General features: G+C 70.2%; 13 protein-coding genes. 9 read left to right on the forward strand and 4 right to left on the reverse strand.

Annotated elements, in window-relative coordinates; all coding sequences use genetic code 11:
* Window positions 1–7: 7 nt before the first annotated feature.
* The 4 genes from ACLJRM_RS13720 to ACLJRM_RS13735 are packed head-to-tail and all read left to right on the forward strand — an operon-like array spanning window position 8 to window position 5,314.
* The gene (locus tag ACLJRM_RS13720) at window positions 8–1,366 is read left to right on the forward strand and encodes a nitrate/nitrite transporter (protein ID WP_410663137.1); all 1,359 of its coding nucleotides are present in this window, start codon (window positions 8–10) and stop codon (window positions 1,364–1,366) included.
* A complete protein-coding gene (gene nirB / locus ACLJRM_RS13725) occupies window positions 1,366–3,870 on the forward strand; it encodes a nitrite reductase large subunit NirB (protein WP_410663138.1) in 2,505 nt (834 codons plus the stop codon). Before ACLJRM_RS13720 ends, nirB begins: the two co-directional genes overlap by 1 nt.
* Window positions 3,867–4,214: a nitrite reductase small subunit NirD gene (gene nirD / locus ACLJRM_RS13730; RefSeq protein WP_101612530.1), complete on the forward strand. Its 348-nt coding sequence runs from the start codon at window positions 3,867–3,869 to the stop codon at window positions 4,212–4,214. The genes nirB and nirD overlap by 4 nt, the downstream gene beginning before the upstream one ends.
* Window positions 4,211–5,314 (forward strand): uroporphyrinogen-III synthase, encoded by a 1,104-nt coding sequence (locus tag ACLJRM_RS13735; RefSeq protein WP_410663139.1) that lies wholly within the window; start codon window positions 4,211–4,213, stop codon window positions 5,312–5,314. Before nirD ends, ACLJRM_RS13735 begins: the two co-directional genes overlap by 4 nt.
* A 4-nt stretch (window positions 5,315–5,318) precedes the next feature.
* Here the strand turns inward: ACLJRM_RS13735 and ACLJRM_RS13740 are convergent, their stop codons facing one another.
* A complete protein-coding gene (locus tag ACLJRM_RS13740) occupies window positions 5,319–6,437 on the reverse strand; it encodes a DNA glycosylase AlkZ-like family protein (RefSeq protein ID WP_410663140.1) in 1,119 nt (372 codons plus the stop codon).
* Window positions 6,438–6,446: 9 nt separating this feature from the next.
* Window positions 6,447–6,842, reverse strand: coding sequence for a DUF3224 domain-containing protein (locus ACLJRM_RS13745; protein ID WP_101612533.1), 396 nt, complete (start codon window positions 6,840–6,842; stop codon window positions 6,447–6,449).
* A 60-nt stretch (window positions 6,843–6,902) separates the two neighbouring features.
* Between ACLJRM_RS13745 and ACLJRM_RS13750 the strand changes: the two genes are divergently transcribed.
* The 3 genes from ACLJRM_RS13750 to ACLJRM_RS13760 are packed head-to-tail and all read left to right on the forward strand — an operon-like array spanning window position 6,903 to window position 10,019.
* Window positions 6,903–7,880 carry a helix-turn-helix transcriptional regulator gene (locus ACLJRM_RS13750; protein ID WP_410663141.1) on the forward strand — a complete coding sequence of 326 codons (978 nt, stop codon included), beginning with the start codon at window positions 6,903–6,905 and terminating at the stop codon, window positions 7,878–7,880.
* A complete protein-coding gene (locus tag ACLJRM_RS13755; RefSeq protein ID WP_101612535.1) occupies window positions 7,873–8,682 on the forward strand; it encodes a uroporphyrinogen-III synthase in 810 nt (269 codons plus the stop codon). The genes ACLJRM_RS13750 and ACLJRM_RS13755 overlap by 8 nt, the downstream gene beginning before the upstream one ends.
* A gap of 53 nt (window positions 8,683–8,735) precedes the next feature.
* A complete protein-coding gene (locus tag ACLJRM_RS13760; protein ID WP_101612536.1) occupies window positions 8,736–10,019 on the forward strand; it encodes a sensor histidine kinase in 1,284 nt (427 codons plus the stop codon).
* 362 nt (window positions 10,020–10,381) lie between these two features.
* Here the strand turns inward: ACLJRM_RS13760 and ACLJRM_RS13765 are convergent, their stop codons facing one another.
* Together ACLJRM_RS13765 and ACLJRM_RS13770 are read right to left on the reverse strand one after the other, a co-directional pair.
* Window positions 10,382–11,212: a siderophore-interacting protein gene (locus ACLJRM_RS13765; protein ID WP_101612537.1), complete on the reverse strand. Its 831-nt coding sequence runs from the start codon at window positions 11,210–11,212 to the stop codon at window positions 10,382–10,384.
* A gap of 14 nt (window positions 11,213–11,226) precedes the next feature.
* The gene (locus ACLJRM_RS13770) at window positions 11,227–11,550 is read right to left on the reverse strand and encodes an MGMT family protein (protein WP_101612538.1); all 324 of its coding nucleotides are present in this window, start codon (window positions 11,548–11,550) and stop codon (window positions 11,227–11,229) included.
* A 54-nt stretch (window positions 11,551–11,604) separates the two neighbouring features.
* Here ACLJRM_RS13770 and ACLJRM_RS13775 point away from each other — a divergent pair, with 54 nt between their 5' ends.
* Window positions 11,605–14,820, forward strand: a complete 3,216-nt coding sequence (locus ACLJRM_RS13775; RefSeq protein WP_410663142.1) for an ATP-dependent helicase — start codon at window positions 11,605–11,607, stop codon at window positions 14,818–14,820.
* Window positions 14,817–18,089 carry an ATP-dependent helicase gene (locus ACLJRM_RS13780; RefSeq protein WP_410663143.1) on the forward strand — a complete coding sequence of 1,091 codons (3,273 nt, stop codon included), beginning with the start codon at window positions 14,817–14,819 and terminating at the stop codon, window positions 18,087–18,089. The genes ACLJRM_RS13775 and ACLJRM_RS13780 overlap by 4 nt, the downstream gene beginning before the upstream one ends.
* Window positions 18,090–18,100 lie beyond the last annotated feature (11 nt).

The raw sequence follows: 18,100 nt of genomic DNA on the forward strand, positions 1-18,100 counted from the left end.
GGACCGCATGGCAGCTCGTGGGAAGCGCTGGATCGAGCACTGGGATCCGGAAAACGAGCAGTTCTGGGAGGAGACCGGGAAGAAGGTCGCCCGGCGCAACCTCTGGTTCTCCATCCTGGCCGAGCACATCGGCTTCTCCGTCTGGACACTGTGGTCGGTCATGGTCCTGTTCATGGGACCGCAGTACGGTTTCTCGGCTGCGGACAAGTTCCTGCTCGTCTCGACGCCGACCGTGATCGGCGCGCTCATGCGGCCTCTGTACACCTTCGCCGTCGCGAGGTTCGGCGGCCGGAACTGGACGATCGTCAGCGCGTTGCTGCTGCTGGCACCCACCGCGCTGGCCGCGATCGCGATGGAACCGGGCACCTCGCTCGGCACGTTCCTGCTGATCGCCGCGCTCGGCGGGGTCGGCGGCGGCAACTTCGCGTCGTCGATGACCAACATCAACGCGTTCTACCCCGAGAAGCACAAGGGCTGGGCGCTCGGGCTCAACGCGGGCGGCGGGAACCTCGGCGTGGCGGCGATCCAGCTGATCGGCCTGCTGGTGATCGGCACCGTCGGCGCGACCGCGCCCCGGCTGGTGCTCGCGATCTACCTCCCGCTGATCGTCCTCGCCGCGACCTGCGCGTACTTCTTCATGGACAACCTCGCCTCGATGAAGGGCGACACCAAGGCGATGCGCGAGGTCGTCAAGGATCCGCACACCTGGGTGATGTCGTTCCTCTACGTCGGCACGTTCGGTTCGTTCATCGGCTACAGCTTCGCGTTCGGCCTGGTGCTGCAGAACCAGTTCGGCCGGACACCGTTGCAGGCGGCCGCGGTGACGTTCCTCGGGCCGCTCCTCGGCTCGTTCTCGCGGCCGGCGGGCGGCTGGCTGTCCGACCGGATCGGCGGCGGCAAGGTCACCTTCGTGACGTTCGTCGGGATGGCCGCGGCGACCGTGGTGCTGATCCTGGCCTCGACGTCGAATTCGCTGGCGTTGTTCACCGTCGCCTTCATCGTGCTGTTCGTGCTCACCGGCATCGGCAACGGCTCGACGTACAAGATGATCCCGGCGATCTTCCGCGCCAAGGCGAAGGTCGCGATCAGCGAAGGCGCGGACGAGGCGCTCGAAATGCTCAAGGCGCGCAGGCTTTCCGGCGCGCTGATCGGGCTGGCCGGGGCGATCGGCGCACTCGGCGGACTGTTCATCAACCTGGCTTTCCGGCAGTCGTTCGCGGACACCAAGAGCGGGGTTCCGGCGTTCGTCGCCTTCCTCGTCTTCTACGGACTGTGCTTCGCCGTCACCTGGGCGGTGTACCTGCGCAAACAGCAGACGGAGGTGGCGAGCACCCGAGGTCTGGCGCTCGCCGGAGCGGAGGTCTGATGCGGAAACTCGTCGTCGCGGGACACGGTATGGTCGCGCACCGGCTCGTGGAGGCCGTGCGCACGGAGGACAGGACCGGCGAATGGCAGGTCGTGGTACTCGCCGAGGAGGCGCGCCCCGCCTACGACCGGGTCGCCCTGACGTCCTATGTGGACACTTGGGATCCGGTGTCGCTGGCCCTGGAAGGCGCCGACTACGCCGGTGACCCGCTGGTCGAACTGCGGCTCGGTGACGCGGTGACGTCGGTGGACCGGGAGCGCAAGGTGGTCGTCACCGAGTCCGGGTACGAGCAGCCGTACGACGCGCTCGTCCTCGCGACCGGCTCGCGGCCGTTCGTCCCGCCGGTGCCGGGACACGATCTTCCCGGCTGTTTCGTCTACCGGACGATCGAAGATCTCGACGCCATCCGGGAAGCCGCCCAGCGGCCCGGCCGCGGTCGCCGGTCGGCGGTCGTGATCGGTGGTGGGCTCCTGGGTTTGGAAGCCGCGAAAGCGTTGCGGGACATGGGACTCTCGCCGCACGTGGTCGAGATGGCGCCGCGGCTGATGCCGCTGCAGGTCGACGAGGGTGGCGGCGGTCTGCTGCGGCGACTCATCACCGAGCTCGACGTCACCGTCCACACGGGAACGTCGACCGACGCGATCGAGCCGGACGGCGAACGCTACATCGCCAAGCTCGGCAACGGCACGGAACTCGACGTCGACCTGGTCGTGTTCTCCGCCGGCATCCGGCCGCGTGACGACCTCGCGCGTTCGTCCGGGCTGGAGGTCGGCGCGCGGGGCGGCATCCTGGTCGACAACTCCTGCCGGACGTCCGATCCGGCGGTGTACGCGATCGGCGAATGCGCGGCCGTGGACGGCAAGGTGTACGGCATCGTCGCGCCCGGCTACGCGATGGCGGAGATCGTCGCCGCGCGGCTGACCGGCGGCGAGGGCACGTTCCCCGAGCCGGACATGTCGACGAAGCTCAAGCTCATGGGTGTCGACGTCGCCAGCTTCGGCGACGCGCACGCCGCGACCGAGGGCGCGCTGGAGGTCGCGTTCAACGACGCCGTCGCCGGGACCTACAAGAAACTCGTGATCTCGGACGACTCGAAGACGTTGCTCGGCGGGGTGCTGGTCGGCGACGCGAGCGAGTTCAACACGCTGCGCGCGATGGTCGGCAGGCCGCTGCCCGCCGAACCGGGCGCGATCCTCGCCCCGGCCGGTGGCGGGGCCGCTGTCGGTGTCGACGCGCTGCCCGACGCCGCGCAGATCTGTTCGTGCAACGCGGTTTCCAAAGGCGCCATCACGCACGCGATCACCGAAGACGGCTGCGATTCGGTCGCCAAGATCAAGGGCTGCACGCGGGCGGGCACGGCGTGCGGATCCTGTGTCCCGCTGCTGGGCAAGCTGCTGACGGCTTGCGGCGTCGAGCAGTCGAAGGCACTGTGCGAGCACTTCTCGCAGTCGCGCGCGGAACTGTTCCAGATCCTTCAGGCCACGCGGATCAGCACGTTCAGCGAGATGATCGACCGCTACGGTTCCGGAACCGGCTGCGCGATCTGCAAACCGGCGATCGCGTCGATCCTGGCCACGCTGGGCAACGGGCACATCCTCGCCGGTGAGCAGGCGACGCTGCAGGACACCAACGACAAGTTCCTGGCGAACCTGCAGCGCAACGGCACCTACTCGGTGGTCCCGCGCATCCCCGGCGGCGAGGTCACGCCGGAGAAGCTCATGGTGATCGCGCAGGTGGCGATGGACTTCGGGCTGTACACCAAGATCACCGGCGGGCAGCGGATCGACCTGTTCGGCGCCACCGTCGACCAGCTCCCGCTGATCTGGCGGCGGCTCGTCGACGCCGGGTTCGAGTCGGGGCACGCGTACGGGAAGTCGTTGCGCACGGTCAAATCCTGTGTCGGCTCGACGTGGTGTCGCTACGGCGTTCAGGACAGCGTCGGCCTCGCGATCGAACTGGAGCTGCGCTATCGGGGACTGCGGTCGCCGCACAAGCTGAAGTCCGCGGTCTCGGGCTGCGCACGGGAATGCGCCGAGGCGCGGAGCAAGGACTTCGGCGTCATCGCCACCGACAAGGGCTGGAACCTGTACGTCGGCGGGAACGGCGGTGCGACCCCGCGCCACGCGGATCTGCTGGTGTCCGAAGTGGACACCGAGACGCTGATCCGGACGATCGACCGGTTCCTGATGTTCTACGTCCGCACGGCCGACCGGTTGCAGCGCACCGCGCCGTGGGTCGAGGAGATGGACGGCGGTCTCGACCACCTGCGCGCGGTGATCGTCGACGACAGGCTCGGCATCTGCGAGGACCTGGACGCGGCGATGGCCAAGCACGTCGGCGACTACGCCGACGAATGGCGCGGGGTGCTGGAGGATCCGGAGAAGCTGGCGAAGTTCAGTTCGTTCGTCAACGCGCCGGGCACGCCGGACCCGACGATCTCGTTCCGCACCGAACGCGACCAGAAGGTGCCCGTGCTGCTGGGCATCCCGGAGGTGAAACAGTGACGACTTCGATCGAGCGCACCTGGACCGCCGTCTGCGCGGCGGGCGCCGTCCCCGAATGGTCCGGGGTCGCGGCCCTGCTCGACGACGGGGTCCAGGTGGCGATCTTCCGGCTGCCCGGCGACCGGTGGTACGCACTGTCCAATATGGATCCGGTCAGTGGTGCCGCGGTGCTCTCGCGGGGGATCGTCGGTGACGCCGGCGGTGTCCCGGTGGTGGCTTCGCCGGTGTACAAGGAACGGTTCGATTTGCGGACCGGCGCCTGCCTCGATGCCGAAGGTGTCTCGGTCGAGGCGTACGGGGTCCGGGTCTCCGGGGGTGTGGTGGAGGTCGAGGCTTCACCGTGACGGAAGTCCCTCCCCTGGCGGGATTCGTCATCGGGATCACGGCGGCGCGGCGGGCGGACGAGCTCGGCGCGCTGTTCGTGCGCAAGGGCGCGACCGTCCGGTACGGCCCGGCGATCCGGATCGTGCCGCTGGCCGACGACACCGAACTGCGGTCGGCGACCATGCGCCTGCTTCAGGACCGGGTCGACGCCGTCGTCGCGACGACCGGGATCGGTTTCCGCGGCTGGACCGAAGCGGCCGAAGGCTGGGGGCTGGGGGAGGAGCTGCTGGACAGGCTGGGGCGGTCTTCGCTGCTCGCGCGCGGTCCGAAGGCCAAAGGCGCGATCCGCGCGGCCGGGCTCTCGGAGGACTACTCGCCCGCGTCGGAGAGCAACGCCGAGGTGCTGCGGCATCTGCTCGAATCCGGTGTGGACGGCCAGCGGATCGCGGTGCAGCTGCACGGCGAGCCGCTTCCGTACTTTGTGGACAGTCTTCGCGCGGCGGGGGCCGAGGTGATCGAGGTGCCGGTGTACCGCTGGGTCGGCCCTGCCGATCCCGGCCCGCTGGACCGGCTGCTGGACGCCGTCCTCGACGGCTCGGTGCACGCGCTGCCGTTCACCAGCGCGCCCGCCGCCGCGTCGATGCTGGCGATGGCGAGGCGGACCGGGCGGCTGCCGGGAATCGTGCGGGCGCTGGAGAAACGGGTCGTGGCGGCCTGCGTCGGGCCGATCACCGCGGGGCCGTTGGCCGCGCTCGGGATCCCGACGGTCCAGCCCGTGCGGTCGCGGATCGGGGCGCTGGCGCGGACGGTGTCCGAAGCGCTCGAAGCCCGCTCGTCGCGGCTTACGGCGGGCGGTCGGACCATCGAACTGCGTGGTCAGGCGGCGGTGGTCGACGGGCAGTGGTGCGACATCGCGCCCGCGCCGATGGCGCTGCTGCGGGCACTGGCGGAGTCCCCGGGGCGGGTGTTCTCGCGGCGGGAGCTGATCTCCGCCTTGCCCGACGGCGGCGAAGAGCACGCCGTCGAAACCGCCATCGGGCGCCTCCGAAGCTCCTTGGGCGCCCCGAAACTCGTCCAGACCGTGGTGAAACGGGGCTACCGCCTGGCCGTCGACCCGTGACGGGCTAGGAGAAGGTGACGCGGTGGTCGGGGAACTCCCGGGCGGAGGCGACGCGGGCGGCCTCCGCCTCGGCCGCCTTCCGCACGGCCGGGCGGACGGCGTCGAACGGGGTGACGGTGAAGTCGAGCCGCTTCTTCCCGCTCGCCTTGGCCCGCCAGACCCCGGCGATCTCGCCGTCGGCCAGCAGGACGCCGGGGTTGCCGAGGATCTTCCAGACCTCCTTCTGCCTGGCCTTGTCCGGCACCAGAACGGCACGATCCCGCGCCTGGACGAACGGGTCCAGCGGAGGCAGCAGGCGGACCACGTCCGGCTCCGGCGGGTTCTCCAGCAGCGGTACCCGGTCCTCCGGCAGGAAGGCCTTCTTGCCGTCGACCCGGACCTCGACCAGACCGTCCGGCCACATCGCGTCGACGCCGGTGCGGGTCGTACCGACGTAGACGGCGGCGTCACCGGGGGCGGCCGGACCGTTGATCCGCAGGTAGCCCTCGACGACGCGCGTGGCCGCTTCGACGTCCGGCGCGGTTTTGAGCCTGCCCCGCTCTTCCAGCGGTGCCAACGTGGCCGGGGTCGCACCCGGTTCGAGCCGGACGCCAGCGTGGATCGACGCGACCCGCATCAACTGCTCGTAGATGTGGACGACACCGCAGCCCCGGCAGGCGTACGAGAGCCCTTCGGGGATCAGTTTCGTGACGGCGCCGCTCACCGTTCCCTTGGTCTGCACACCGGTGACGGCCCGGCGGATCGCCTTCGCCGCGGTGAACAGCGCGTCCGTCGCGGACATCCCCGCGTCCTCGACCTGCTTGCGCTGCCAGAGGATCCGGGCCATCGCGTCCTTCTCGTCGAGCGGGACGAGCGCCGCCCTGATCGCGTCCAGTTCCGCGCGGCGGTGGAAATGCGGGGCGCCGCGATGCGTCCAGGCGAGTACGAACCGATCGTCGTCCCAGACCGCGGGCGTCACGTCGCCGTCGAGACGGGCGGCGAGGCCCAGCAGTGCGGTGTCGCGCACGGAATCCTGCAGGCCGAGGTCGAACACGGCCGCCGCGGCCGGGTCCGTCTCCTCGCGGTGCAGCCCGTGCGCCGCGATCCGGTACGCCAGCACCTGCTCGCGATCGACCTCGAGCACTTGTCCTCCCTAGAGCGAGTATTCGAGCGTGTACGACATCGTCGGCTCACCGAGGACGCCCGTGGTGGTGCCGGACCCGGTGATCCCGGCGAGTTCACCCGTTCCGGAGCCTTCGACCACCGTGAACGTCGACGAGATGCCCTGCGCGTCGAATCCGGTGTCGTGCTTGATCACGAAGCTTCCCTTACGCCCGTCCACAGTGCCCTCGACGCGTTCGAATCCCGGCGCGGTCGTTCCGCCGCCGTCGTAACCCTCACCCGCGTAGTACAGCAGGTAGTCCACGATCGACTCGCCGTCGATCAGCCCGCTGTAGGCGAGCGTGGCGTGGGCGTAGGCGACGCGCGGGCCGCCCTCGGTGCCGCTGACGACGTTTTCTTCCCAGTTCTTCATGGCGAAGGTGTTCATGGGTTCACCCTGTCAGCCATACCTGTCAGGATGTGTCAGGTTTTAGGGGATACTGGATCCATGCGCGCGAGCAGACTCCTGTCGGTCCTCCTCCTGCTGCAGAACCGCGGCCGGATGACGGCCGAGGAGCTGGCGGCCGAGCTGGAGGTTTCGGTCCGGACGGTCTACCGCGACGTCGAGGCGCTGTCCGCGGCCGGCGTGCCGGTGTACGCCGAGCGCGGGCGCACGGGCGGGTACCAGCTGGTCGACGGTTATCGCACGCGGCTGACCGGGCTGACCGAGGAAGAAGCGCAATCGCTTTCGCTGGCGGGTTTGCCCGGCGCGGCCGCGGAACTCGGGCTCGGCACGGTCCTCGCCGCCGCTCAGCTCAAACTGCACGCGGCCATGCCCGCGGAGCTGCGCGCCGGGGCGAGCAAGGTCTCCGACCGGTTCTACCTGGACGTCCCGGGCTGGCACCGCGGGATCGAGAGCCTGCCGCGACTGTCCGAACTGGCCGACGCGGTCTGGCACGCGCGGCGGATCAAGGTCCGGTACGAACGCTGGGGCCAGAAGAAGGTCGAGCGCGTCCTCGACCCGCTGGGCCTGATCCTCAAGGCGGGGAACTGGTATCTCGCGGCGCGCTGCGACGGGACCGACCGCACCTACCGGGTCTCCCGGATCGAGGAGCTCGACGATCTCGGCGAGACCTTCGAGCGGCCGTCCGACTTCGACCTCGCACGCTACTGGCTGGAGTGGTCGGAGCAGTTCGAGAAGCGGATGTACTCGCGCGTGGCGGTGGTCCGGCTGAACGAGTTCGCCCGCATACTCCTACCGTTCTATCTGGGCGCCGTCGGCACGCGAGCGTTGCGGGAAGCCGTCGAAGGCGGCGCCGAGCCGGACGAGGACGGCTGGCTGACGATGGAACTGGCCGTCGAGCCGGGGGAGTCGGCCGTCGGTGAACTGCTGCGGTTCGGCGGGAACCTCGAAGTACTCGAACCGCCGGAACTGCGCGAGCGGCTGGCGGAGGAGATCAGGAAGATGGGCGCGCGCTATGGCTGACCTGGACGGCATCACGATCGGGATCACCGCGGAGCGGCGGGCCGACGACTTCATCGCCGCCCTCGAACGACATGGCGCGACCGTGCTGCACGCGCCCACCATCCGCATCGTCCCGCTGCCCGACGACGCCGAACTCCGCGCGGCGACGGACGCCGTGCTGGCCGAACCGGTCGGGTTCACCGCGGTCACCACCGGCGCCGGGTTCCGCGGCTGGCTTTCGGCGGCGGAAGGCTGGGGGCTGCGCGAACCGCTGCTGGAACGGCTGGCGGCGTCACGGATCTTCGTGCGCGGGCCGAAAGCGGCCGGTGCGGTGCGCGGCGAGGGGCTGCGCGAGGAGTTCTCCGCGCCGGAGGAGAGCAACGCCGGACTGTTCGAGGGCTTGCGCGACGCCGGGGTTCGCGGGGCGCGGGTCGCCGTCCAACTGCACGGCACGCTGCTGCCCGAACTCACCGGGCTGCTGCGGGATTCCGGCGCGGACGTCGTCCAGGCACAGCCGTATCGCTGGCTTTCGCCCGCGGACGTCGAACCGGTGCACGATCTCGTCGAAAGTGTGCTCACCGGACGGGTGGCCGCGCTCGCGTTCACTTCCGCCCCCGCGGCGGCGAATCTGCTCGTGCTGGCGGGCTCGCGCCGAGAGGAACTTCTCGCCGCTCTTCGAGGTCCGGTGCTGTGCGCGTGCGTCGGACCGGTGACCGCGGCGCCGCTGGAGGCCGCCGGAATCCCGACCGTCCAGCCCGAACGGCAGCGGCTCGGCGCCTTGGTGAAACTTCTCGTCGCGGAACTGCGCATTCGGCCGTCTTGACGGGTGTGGTCCCCTTTGCCAGGCTCGACATCGAACGCACGGGAGGGCGGAGGATGTCCGAGTCGGTCACCTTCGTGCGGGCGATGTTGCGCAAGGGATCTTCGGTACTGGGCGCGAGCCCGGCCGACGAGGCACCCGATCCCGATTCCGTTCCCGACTGGCGTTATCGCGAAGACTCGGCGGACTCGCTGCTGATGCGCGCGATCCGCTACTCCGCGCTCGGCCCGATCTTCTACCGCGTGGCCGCGTTTCCCAAGGTGTACATCGGTTTCCTGGTCGCGAACGGATCGGCCGGGATCGTCCCGGTGCTGAGCACGACGATCTTGGCGGTGCTGCTCAACGTCATCGCGGTCTGGTGGGTGGTGCGGGGCCGCGGGATCCGGGCGAAGACCTCCGGGCTGCTGATGTACGCGGATCTCGCGGTGGGCGTGGTGCTCACGACGATCGTGGCCCTGGCCGCGCCCACCGAGATCCAGCCGTTCGCCATCGACGTCGCGTGGACCTGGATGGTCGGGACGGTGGCGTTGTGGACGTTGTCGTTCGGACTGCCCGCCGCTTGCCTGTTGCTGATCGCGGCTTTTCCGTTCCGGGCGTTCCTGACCTGGATCGGCGGGCTCCCGATCGACCATCCGCTCGCGGTGAGCCGGTCGGTGGGCTGCATGATCGCGCTGGTCGTGGCGATGGTGACCACGGCGGGGATCCTGATCCTGCTCGGCGTCGGGACCCGGTTCGCGCTGGGGATCGGGATGCGCCGAGGGCAGCGTGCCGAACGCCTGCGGACCCAGCGGGTCATGCACGACTCCGTCCTCCAGACCTTGGAAGCGATGGGTCTGGAGGCGCCGGACGACGAAACCGCGGCCGCGGAACGGCTCGCGGAAATGCGCGCGACGGCGCGGGCACAGGCCGCCGAACTGCGGCGCGAACTGGTCGGCCCGGACGCGCCGTCGGCCCGTGGCCTCGCGGCGGACCTCGCCGAGGTCGCCACCGAAATGGCGCGCGACGGCCTCCGCACCCAGCTCGTCGCGGCAGAGAACGAAGAGGACTACCGCCTCTCGCACGCGCGCCGGACCGCCATCCGCGACGCTGTCCGCGAGGCGCTCCGAAACACCGTGAAGCACGCCGGGACGAAACAGGTCGTGCTTCGCGTCGAAGAGCGCGAAGGCGGCATCGCGGTCATCGCGCGGGATCAGGGAACCGGCTTCAGCATGCTGGACCGGCCGCCGGGGTTCGGGATCAGCCAGTCGATCATGGCGCGGCTGACCGAGGTCGGCGGGCGGGGGACGATCGATTCGCATCCGGGGCGGGGGACCCGGGTGACCCTGTGGGTGCCGCACTGAGTCCACACTCGGTTGGGGTGGCGCTCACGCGTGTGCCGGGCGTTGACGATGAAGGATTTGGGACGTTGAGTGTCCCGATTCCTTCATCGTCGATGGGGGTCGGAGTGGTCTCGGGGCTTGATCAACGGAGGATCGGGGACACTCAACGTCCCAAATCCTCCGTTGATCAAGACCGTGGTCTCGCGGACGGCAGCCGAGTGGGGAAGATTTGGGACGTTGAACGTCTCAAATCTTCCCCACTCGCCCACCGGCATCCAGAACAAAGCCCCACAAGCTCACCGAGATGACATCAGGATCCAGTGGGCAGGCAAATACCGGTCCACCAGAACCGTCCTAGCCACTCACGAGGCGACCAGAAGCGGTCAGTCCTCTTCGGCCGGAACCTCTCCGCTCTCGATCTGACGCATGGCTTCGCGCCCAGCGGCCTCTTCGCTCAGCCCCTGCCGCCAGTACCCGGTGAAGCAGATCGCCCGCTTGTCGACCCCGCGCTCCCGCACGAGATGCCGCCGCACCAGCTTCACCATGTTCGCCTCGCCCGAGACCCACGCGTAAGGCGTCCCGCCCGGCAGGTCCGCCTTCCGCACGGCTTCCAGCACGGCGTCGCCGACCGGGCCGCCGGGATCCCGCACCACCCAGTGCAGTTCCACCGTCCCCCGCGTTTCGAAGACCTGCCGGTCCTCACGGTCGCCGATCTCGACGTAGACCAGCGCCCGCGTCCCGGCGGGCAACGCTTCGACGATCGCGCCGATCGCCGGGATCGCGGTTTCGTCGCCGATCAGCAGTTGCCAGGTCGTTCCTTCGGGCACGTCGTAGAGCCCGTGCGGGCCCAGGAGGGCGACCCTGTCGCCCTCCGAAACGCGCGAAGCCCACGCGGAGGCGGGGCCTTCGTCGCCGTGCAGCACGAAGTCGATGTCGATCTCTTGCACCGACGGCCGCAGCGCGCGCACGGTGTAGGTGCGCATCGCCGGCCGGACGTCGTCGGGCATCGCGAGGTAGGTCCTGTACCAGGACAGCACTTCGTCACCGCCCAGCGGCGCGGGCAGGACGGGCTCCGCCTGACCGGGCTGCGGGAAGAACACCTTCAGGTACTGGTCGGGCGCCTGATCCACCATCGACGCCCCCGAGAAGGTCACCCTGCTCATGTGCGGGGTCAGCCGCCGGACACCGGTCACCTTCGCCTCGATGTAACTCATTAGGCGAGGCTAACCTAAAAAAGTCCGCCCAGGCCGGCGTCGTCATCGGGATCACGCTGCCACCGGTATTTTCGCAGGTCGACGCGCTGGCCGTCGGCCATGACGCCCTCCGCGCGCAGCCGTTGCAGCTGTTCGTCGACCAGATGCGGAGCCGGTGTCCCGTCGGCGCGCAGAATGCGGTGCCAAGGCAGGTCGTGGCCGTCCTCACCGAGGATCCGCCCGATCAACCGCGGTGACGGGGCTCCCGAAACCGACGCTATATCCCCATAAGTCGCGACCGAGCCGGCGGGCACGCTCGCGATGACCTCGCGCACCCGCTCGTGCAGTTCGTCATCCATGGGACCACTTTGCCGTGCCGCTGCGAGGTTGTGTCGGCGGGGCGTGGTTCCATCGTGGGCGTGAACGGGCGGCGAACAGCGGCAGGAACCGACGCGCGGCTGGTCCGCACGCCGGTCACCGGCACGCCGTCCTTCCAGTGGGACTCCGGCGCCCGCCGTCTGCTGGCCGCTCCTGACGGCTTCCGCCGGGTCCTCGGCGGCCCTGGCACGGGCAAGACGGCGTTGCTGGCGTCGGCGGCCTCGCGGCGCATCGCGGAGGGCGCGGATCCGGAGAGCGTCCTCATCCTGACCACTTCCCGCAAGGCGGCCGACGTCCTGCGCGCCGACATCACCCACCGGCTCACCACCGATCCGGAAGAGGATCCGCTGCCGCGCACGATCCGTGAGCCGCTCGTGCGGACGGTGCATTCGTACGCGTACGCGCTGTTGCGGATGGAAGCGCAGGCCGACGACCTCCCGCCGCCCCGGCTGCTGGCCGGGGCGGAACAGGACGTCGTCGTCCGGGACCTGCTCGCGGGCGACCTCGAAGCGGGCGCGCTCGACTGGCCGGAGCAGCTGCGGCCCGCGCTGAACGTCCCAGGTTTCGCCGAGGAACTGCGAGACCTCCTGCTCCGCGCCGCCGAAGGCGGGCTCGGCCCGGAGGATCTGGTCGAACTCGGCAGGCGCCGCGGTCGCGAAGAGTGGATCGCGGCGGGGCACTTCTGGAGCCAGTACGAAGAGGTCACGCTGCTTCAGGGCGCGGGCGGCAACGCGCTGGGCGTGGCGAGCGCGCCCGCGCTGGACGCGGCGGAGCTGGTCACTTCCGCGCTGCTGGCGCTCGAGGACGACCCCGAACTGCGCGAACGCGAGCAGCGCCGGATCCGGCACCTGTTCGTCGACGACGCCCAGCACCTCGACCCGCTGCAGACGCAGCTCGTCCGGCTCATCGGGCACGCGGCGGACGAGTTCGTCGTCGCGGGCGACCCCGATCAGTCCGTGTTCTCCTTCCGCGGCGCGGATCCCCGCCTGTTCGCCGACGCGGACGACGACGGCGAGCGCACCGTCCTGCTGACCACCGCGCATCGGCTCGCCCCGGTGATCCGCACGGCCGTCACGAAGCTCGGCGCCGTGCTGCCCGGCTCGTCGCCGCAGCGCAAACTCGTCGACGCGCCGGACGCCGAGGGCGGCGCCGTCCGTGTCCGCCTGATGCCGACACCGGCCGCCGAGGCGAGCTGGATCGCCGATCAGCTCCGCCGCGCGCATCTCGTCGACGGCGTGCCGTGGCCGGAGATGGCTGTGCTCGTCCGGTCGCCCGCCCGTACTTTCCTTGTCCTGCAACGCGCGCTGCGGGCCGCCGGGGTCCCGATCGGTTCGGCCACCGAGGAACTGCCGCTCGCGAAACAACCCGCCGTCCGGCCGTTGCTGGCGATGCTGCGGCTCGCCGCGGAGCCGGAACTGCTCGACGTCGACCTCGCCGAGATGCTGCTGTCCTCGCCGCTGGGTGGCGCGGATCCACTCGCCCTGCGGCGGCTGCGCCGTGGCCTGCGCAGGCTCGAACTCGCGGGCGGCGGGCAGCGATCCAGCGACGAGCTGCTGGTGGAAGCGTTGCGCACCAACGACGTCCTCACCGGGCTGGCCGAGGCCGAGTCGCTGCCGATGCGCCGGATCGGCGGGCTGCTGCACGCGGCGCACCAGGCCGTGGTGCGCGGTGACGGCGTCGAGCAGGTGTTGTGGGAGCTGTGGCAGAACAGCGCGCTGGAGCAGCGCTTCCTGCGGTTGGTCGATCGTGGCGGTTCTCTGGGCTCCCAGGCGGATCGGGATCTCGACGCGATCGTCGCGCTCTTCGACGCGGCCGGTCGTTATGTCGACAGGTTGCCGAGGGCGAGCGTCGCCTCGTTCGCGGATTACCTGTCCTCTCAGAACATCGCCGGTGGCACGCTGGCGCCCGCGGCCATCAAGAGCGACGGTGTCTCGCTGCTCACCGCGCACGCGTCCGCCGGCCGTGAGTGGACGGTCGTGGCGATCGCCGGTGTCCAGGAAGGCAGCTGGCCGGATCTGCGGCTGCGCGGCTCCGTGCTCGGTGTCGAGCGGCTGGTCGACCTCATGTCCGGCGTCGACAGCGAAAAGGTGTCCGCCACCGCCCCGATCCTCGCCGAAGAGCGGCGGCTGTTCTACCTCGCCGCGAGCCGCGCGCGCAAGACGTTGCTGGTCAGCGCGGTCGCGGGGGAGGACGAGCAACCCTCGCGGTTCATCGACGACCTGGAGGAGAACGGCGCGGACGACGGCGGCCTCGACTCGCGGATGAAACCGGCGGGACGTTCGCTGGTGCTCGCCGAACTCGTCGGAGAACTGCGTGAGGTCGTTTGCGATGAGACCAGCGAGCCCGAGAGACGGCAGCGGGCGGCGCGTCAGCTCGCCAAACTGGCCGCCGCCGGGGTGCCGGGCGCGCATCCGGGCACCTGGTACGGCCTGCTGGAACCCTCCACCGGCGAACCGGTGCACGGGCCCGGCGATCTGATCCGCATCTCACCGTCCACCGTGGAGGTTCTGGTCAAATGCCCGCTGCGGTGGCTGATCGAACGCCACGGCGGCAGTGACCCGGCGCAGCTCGCGGCCGTCACCGGAACCCTGGTGCACGGGCTCGCGCAGGCGGTCGCGGGCGGCAGCAGCGACGAGCAGATCCGCGCGGCCCTCGACGAGGCCTGGGTGCGGGTCGACGCGGGGGCGCCGTGGTTCTCGCGCCGCGAGCGGTCGCGGGTCGAGAAGATGCTGCGGAACTTCATCACCTGGCTGGAGTCCAGCCGCAAGGAACTGATCGAAGCCGGGGTCGAGCAGGACATCGAGGTCGAGCTTCCGGTCGGCGAAGACGACGTCCGCGTCCTCCTGCGCGGCCGTGTCGACCGCGTGGAGATGGACAAGGACGGCCGCCCGGTCGTCATCGACATCAAGACCGGCAAGGTCCCGATCTCCGCTTCCGACGCCGAGCAGCATCCACAGCTGGCCGCGTACCAGCTCGCCGTGTTGCTCGGCGCGGTCGAGGGCGGTTCGAAACCCGGTGGCGCGCGGCTGGTCTACGTCGCGAAGTCCAACAACAAGACCGGATCCACCCAGCGCGAGCAGGCGCCGCTCGACGAAGACGGCGGCAAGCAGTGGCTCGAACTGGTGCGCTCGGCGGCCGGTTCCGCCGCGGGGCCCGAGTACGGCGTCACCGAGAACCCGGACTGCGATCGTTGCCCGGCAAGGGGTTGCTGCCCGCTGCGGCCCGAGGGCAGGCAGGTGACCGGCCCTTGATCTCCGAACTCCAGCGCCGTCAGGTCGAACCGGCCGAGATCGCCCGCGCGCTCGGCCTGCACAGCCCGACCGACGAACAGGCCGAGGTCATCGCCGCCCCCATCGAGCCGTCGCTGGTGGTCGCGGGGGCCGGGGCGGGCAAGACCGAGACGATGGCCGCGCGTGTGGTGTGGCTGGTGGCCAACAGCATCGTGCCGCCGGAACGCGTCCTCGGCCTGACCTTCACCCGCAAGGCCGCCCGTCAGCTCGGTGAACGCGTCCGCACCCGGCTCCGGCGGCTGGTCGGCTCGGGCCTGCTCGACAAGATCGACCCGACCGGCGACCTGCGCACGACGGTGACCGCCGGGGAACCGACGGTGCTCACCTATCACGCGTACGCCGGGCGGCTGCTGTCCGAACACGGCCTGCGGCTGCCGGTCCAGCCCGGGGTGCGGCTCCTTTCGGAGACGTCCTCCTGGCAGTTCTCGCATCGCGTGGTGTCCACTTGGGACAATGATCTCGACACCGATCGCGTGCCCTCCACGGTGACGGCGCAGCTGCTGGCGCTGGCCGGGGAACTCGGCGAGCACCTGGTCGAAACCGAACGGCTGGCGCAGTACACGTCCTGGCTGTGCGATGTCATCGAGAAAGCGCCACGGGCCAAAGGGCAGCGTGCGGCGTTGCCCCAAAAACTGGCCGAAGTCATGACGGCGCAACGGTTCCGGCTCGCGCTTCTTCCGCTGGTCGAGGCGTACCACACGCGGAAGCGAGCGGAAGGCGCGCTCGACTTCGCCGATCAGATGTCGCTGGCCGCGCAGCTCGCCGACAGCTATCCGGCGGTGGTCGCGGGGGAACGTGAGCGGTACGGCGCGGTCCTGCTCGACGAGTACCAGGACACCGGGCACGCCCAGCGGATCCTGCTGCGGTCGCTGTTCGGCGGCGTCGAACATCCGCCGATGCCGGTGACGGCGGTGGGTGACCCGGCGCAGGCCATCTACGGCTGGCGTGGGGCGAGCGCGGCGAACCTGCCGCGGTTCACCACGGACTTCCCGCGCGACAACGGCGAACGGCTCGTCCCGGCGCTGGATTTCGGGCTGCTGACCAGTTTCCGCAATCCACCCGAGGTACTGGAGCTGGCCAACGCGATCTCGGAACCGTTGCGGGAGCGAGGCTTGGGCGTCGCGCGGCTGCGCGCGCTGGAAGGCGCCGGAACGGCCGACATCGCCTCCGCGCTGCTGCCGGACGTCCGTGCCGAACGCGAGTGGGTGGCCGACGCGGTGGCGAAACGCTGGTTCGAAACCATGGAGGAGACCGGAAAACCGCCGACGGCCGCGGTGCTGGTGCGCCGTCGCGCGGACATGGCGCCGATCGCGGCCGAGATGCGGGCTCGCGGGCTCCCGGTGGAGGTCGTCGGGCTCGGCGGCCTTCTCGACGAGCCCGAGGTCGCGGACCTGGTCAGTACGTTGCGGGTGCTCGCCGATCCGCTCGCGGGCAGTGCGGCCGCGCGGTTGCTGACCGGCGCGCGCTGGCGGATCGCCGCGGCCGACCTCGCGGCGTTGTGGCGCCGTGCCGGTGAGCTTTCGTCGCCGGTGCCGCCTTCGGGAAAGTCCGATGTGGACGAACCGGTGCTGGTGACCGAACGGGTCGAACAGGCGGGACTCGCCGACGCGATCGACGATCCCGGTACCGCGGAACGCTATTCGACGGAAGGCTATCGCCGGATCCGCCGGGTGGGCGGCGAGCTTTCGGCGTTGCGCCGCCGTCTCGACCAGTCGTTGCCCGAACTGGTCGCCGACGTGGAACGCACGATGCTGCTCGACGTCGAATCACTGGCCCGCCCCGGGCCTGCCGGTCGTGCGCATCTGGACGCTTTCGCCGACGTCGTCACGGATTTCGCCGAGACCTCGCCGACGGCCACCCTTTTGTCCTTTGTGGACTACCTGAACACGGCCGCGCACGCGGAAGACGGGCTCACCCCCGGCGAGGTGGAGGTCGTCCCGGACCGGGTCCAGGTGCTGACCGTGCATTCGGCGAAGGGGCTGGAATGGCAGATCGTCGCGGTTCCGCACCTGGTCAAGGAGGTCTTCCCGGGCAGGCGTCGTTCGTCGTCCTGGCTGCGGACGTCGACCGCGCTCCCGGCCGCGCTGCGCGGGGACTCGGAGGATCTGCCGGAGCTGCGGGTCGCCGAGGGGTATGACCGCAAGGAAGTCCAGGAAGCGCTGGAGCTGCACGAAGAGGGCTTCGTCGCGCGGGAGGCGGATGAGGAGCGGCGGCTCTGTTATGTCGCGCTGACCCGCTCCGAGCGCACGCTGCTGGTTTCCGGCCACTGGTGGAACGAGAGCAGCGCGCGGCCGAAGGGGCCGTCGGAGTTCCTGCTCGAAATCGGCGAGGTGATGCGGGGGAACTCGGTCGGCCGGATCGAGCACTGGGCCGACGAGCCGGAGAGCGACGGGGAGAACCCTCTGGTCGCGGACTCGCGCAAGGCGCGGTGGCCGGTCGATCCGCTGTGGCCGCGGCGTGAGGGTGTCACCAACGGGGTCGACATGGTGCTCGGTGCCATGGAAGACACTGCGGGCGCGGAAGAAGGCGACGCAGAGGAAGAGGAAGAGGAAGATCCGGACGGCTGGATCTCCGACACCAAGGTGCTGCTGGAAGAGCGCGCGCGGGCGCAGAACCGCGTCCAGCAGGTCGTGCTGCCGCCGCATCTTTCGGTGAGCCAGCTGGTGGAGCTGTCGGCCGATCCGGCCGCGCTGGCCAGACGGCTGCGGCGGCCGCTTCCCGTGCGCCCCAACACTTACGCGCGCCGGGGGACGGCGTTCCACGGCTGGCTGGAGCAGCGGTTCGGCGGTGAACAGCTGCTGGAGATCGACGATCTGCCGGGTGCGGCGGACGTCGACGAGGCGCTCGATTCCGAGCTGGAGGCGCTGCAGACGGCGTTCGAGAAGAGCGAGTGGGCGAACCGGGTGCCGCACGCCGTCGAGGTCCCGTTCTCGGCCGACGTCGTCGGCGTGACGGTGCGCGGGCGGATGGACGCCGTGTTCGCCGACCCCGACGGCGGCTGGACCGTCGTCGACTGGAAGACCGGCGCCGTCCCGGAGAAGGACCGGCTCGCGCCGCTGGCGGTGCAGCTGGCGGCGTACCGGCTGGCGTGGGCCGCGCTGAAGAAGATCCCCGTGGAGAAGGTTCGGGCGGCGTTCCACTACGTGAAACACGACAAGACCGTCAGCCCGGCGGATCTGCTGGACGCCGAAGGCCTGCGAAACCTGCTGCGAAGCGTCCCGACGATCTAGTTCGCGTTGCC

Origin of the sequence: Amycolatopsis sp. lyj-84 (assembly GCF_046549075.1) — a bacterium.
In the GTDB taxonomy this organism is placed as follows: Bacteria; Actinomycetota; Actinomycetes; order Mycobacteriales; family Pseudonocardiaceae; genus Amycolatopsis.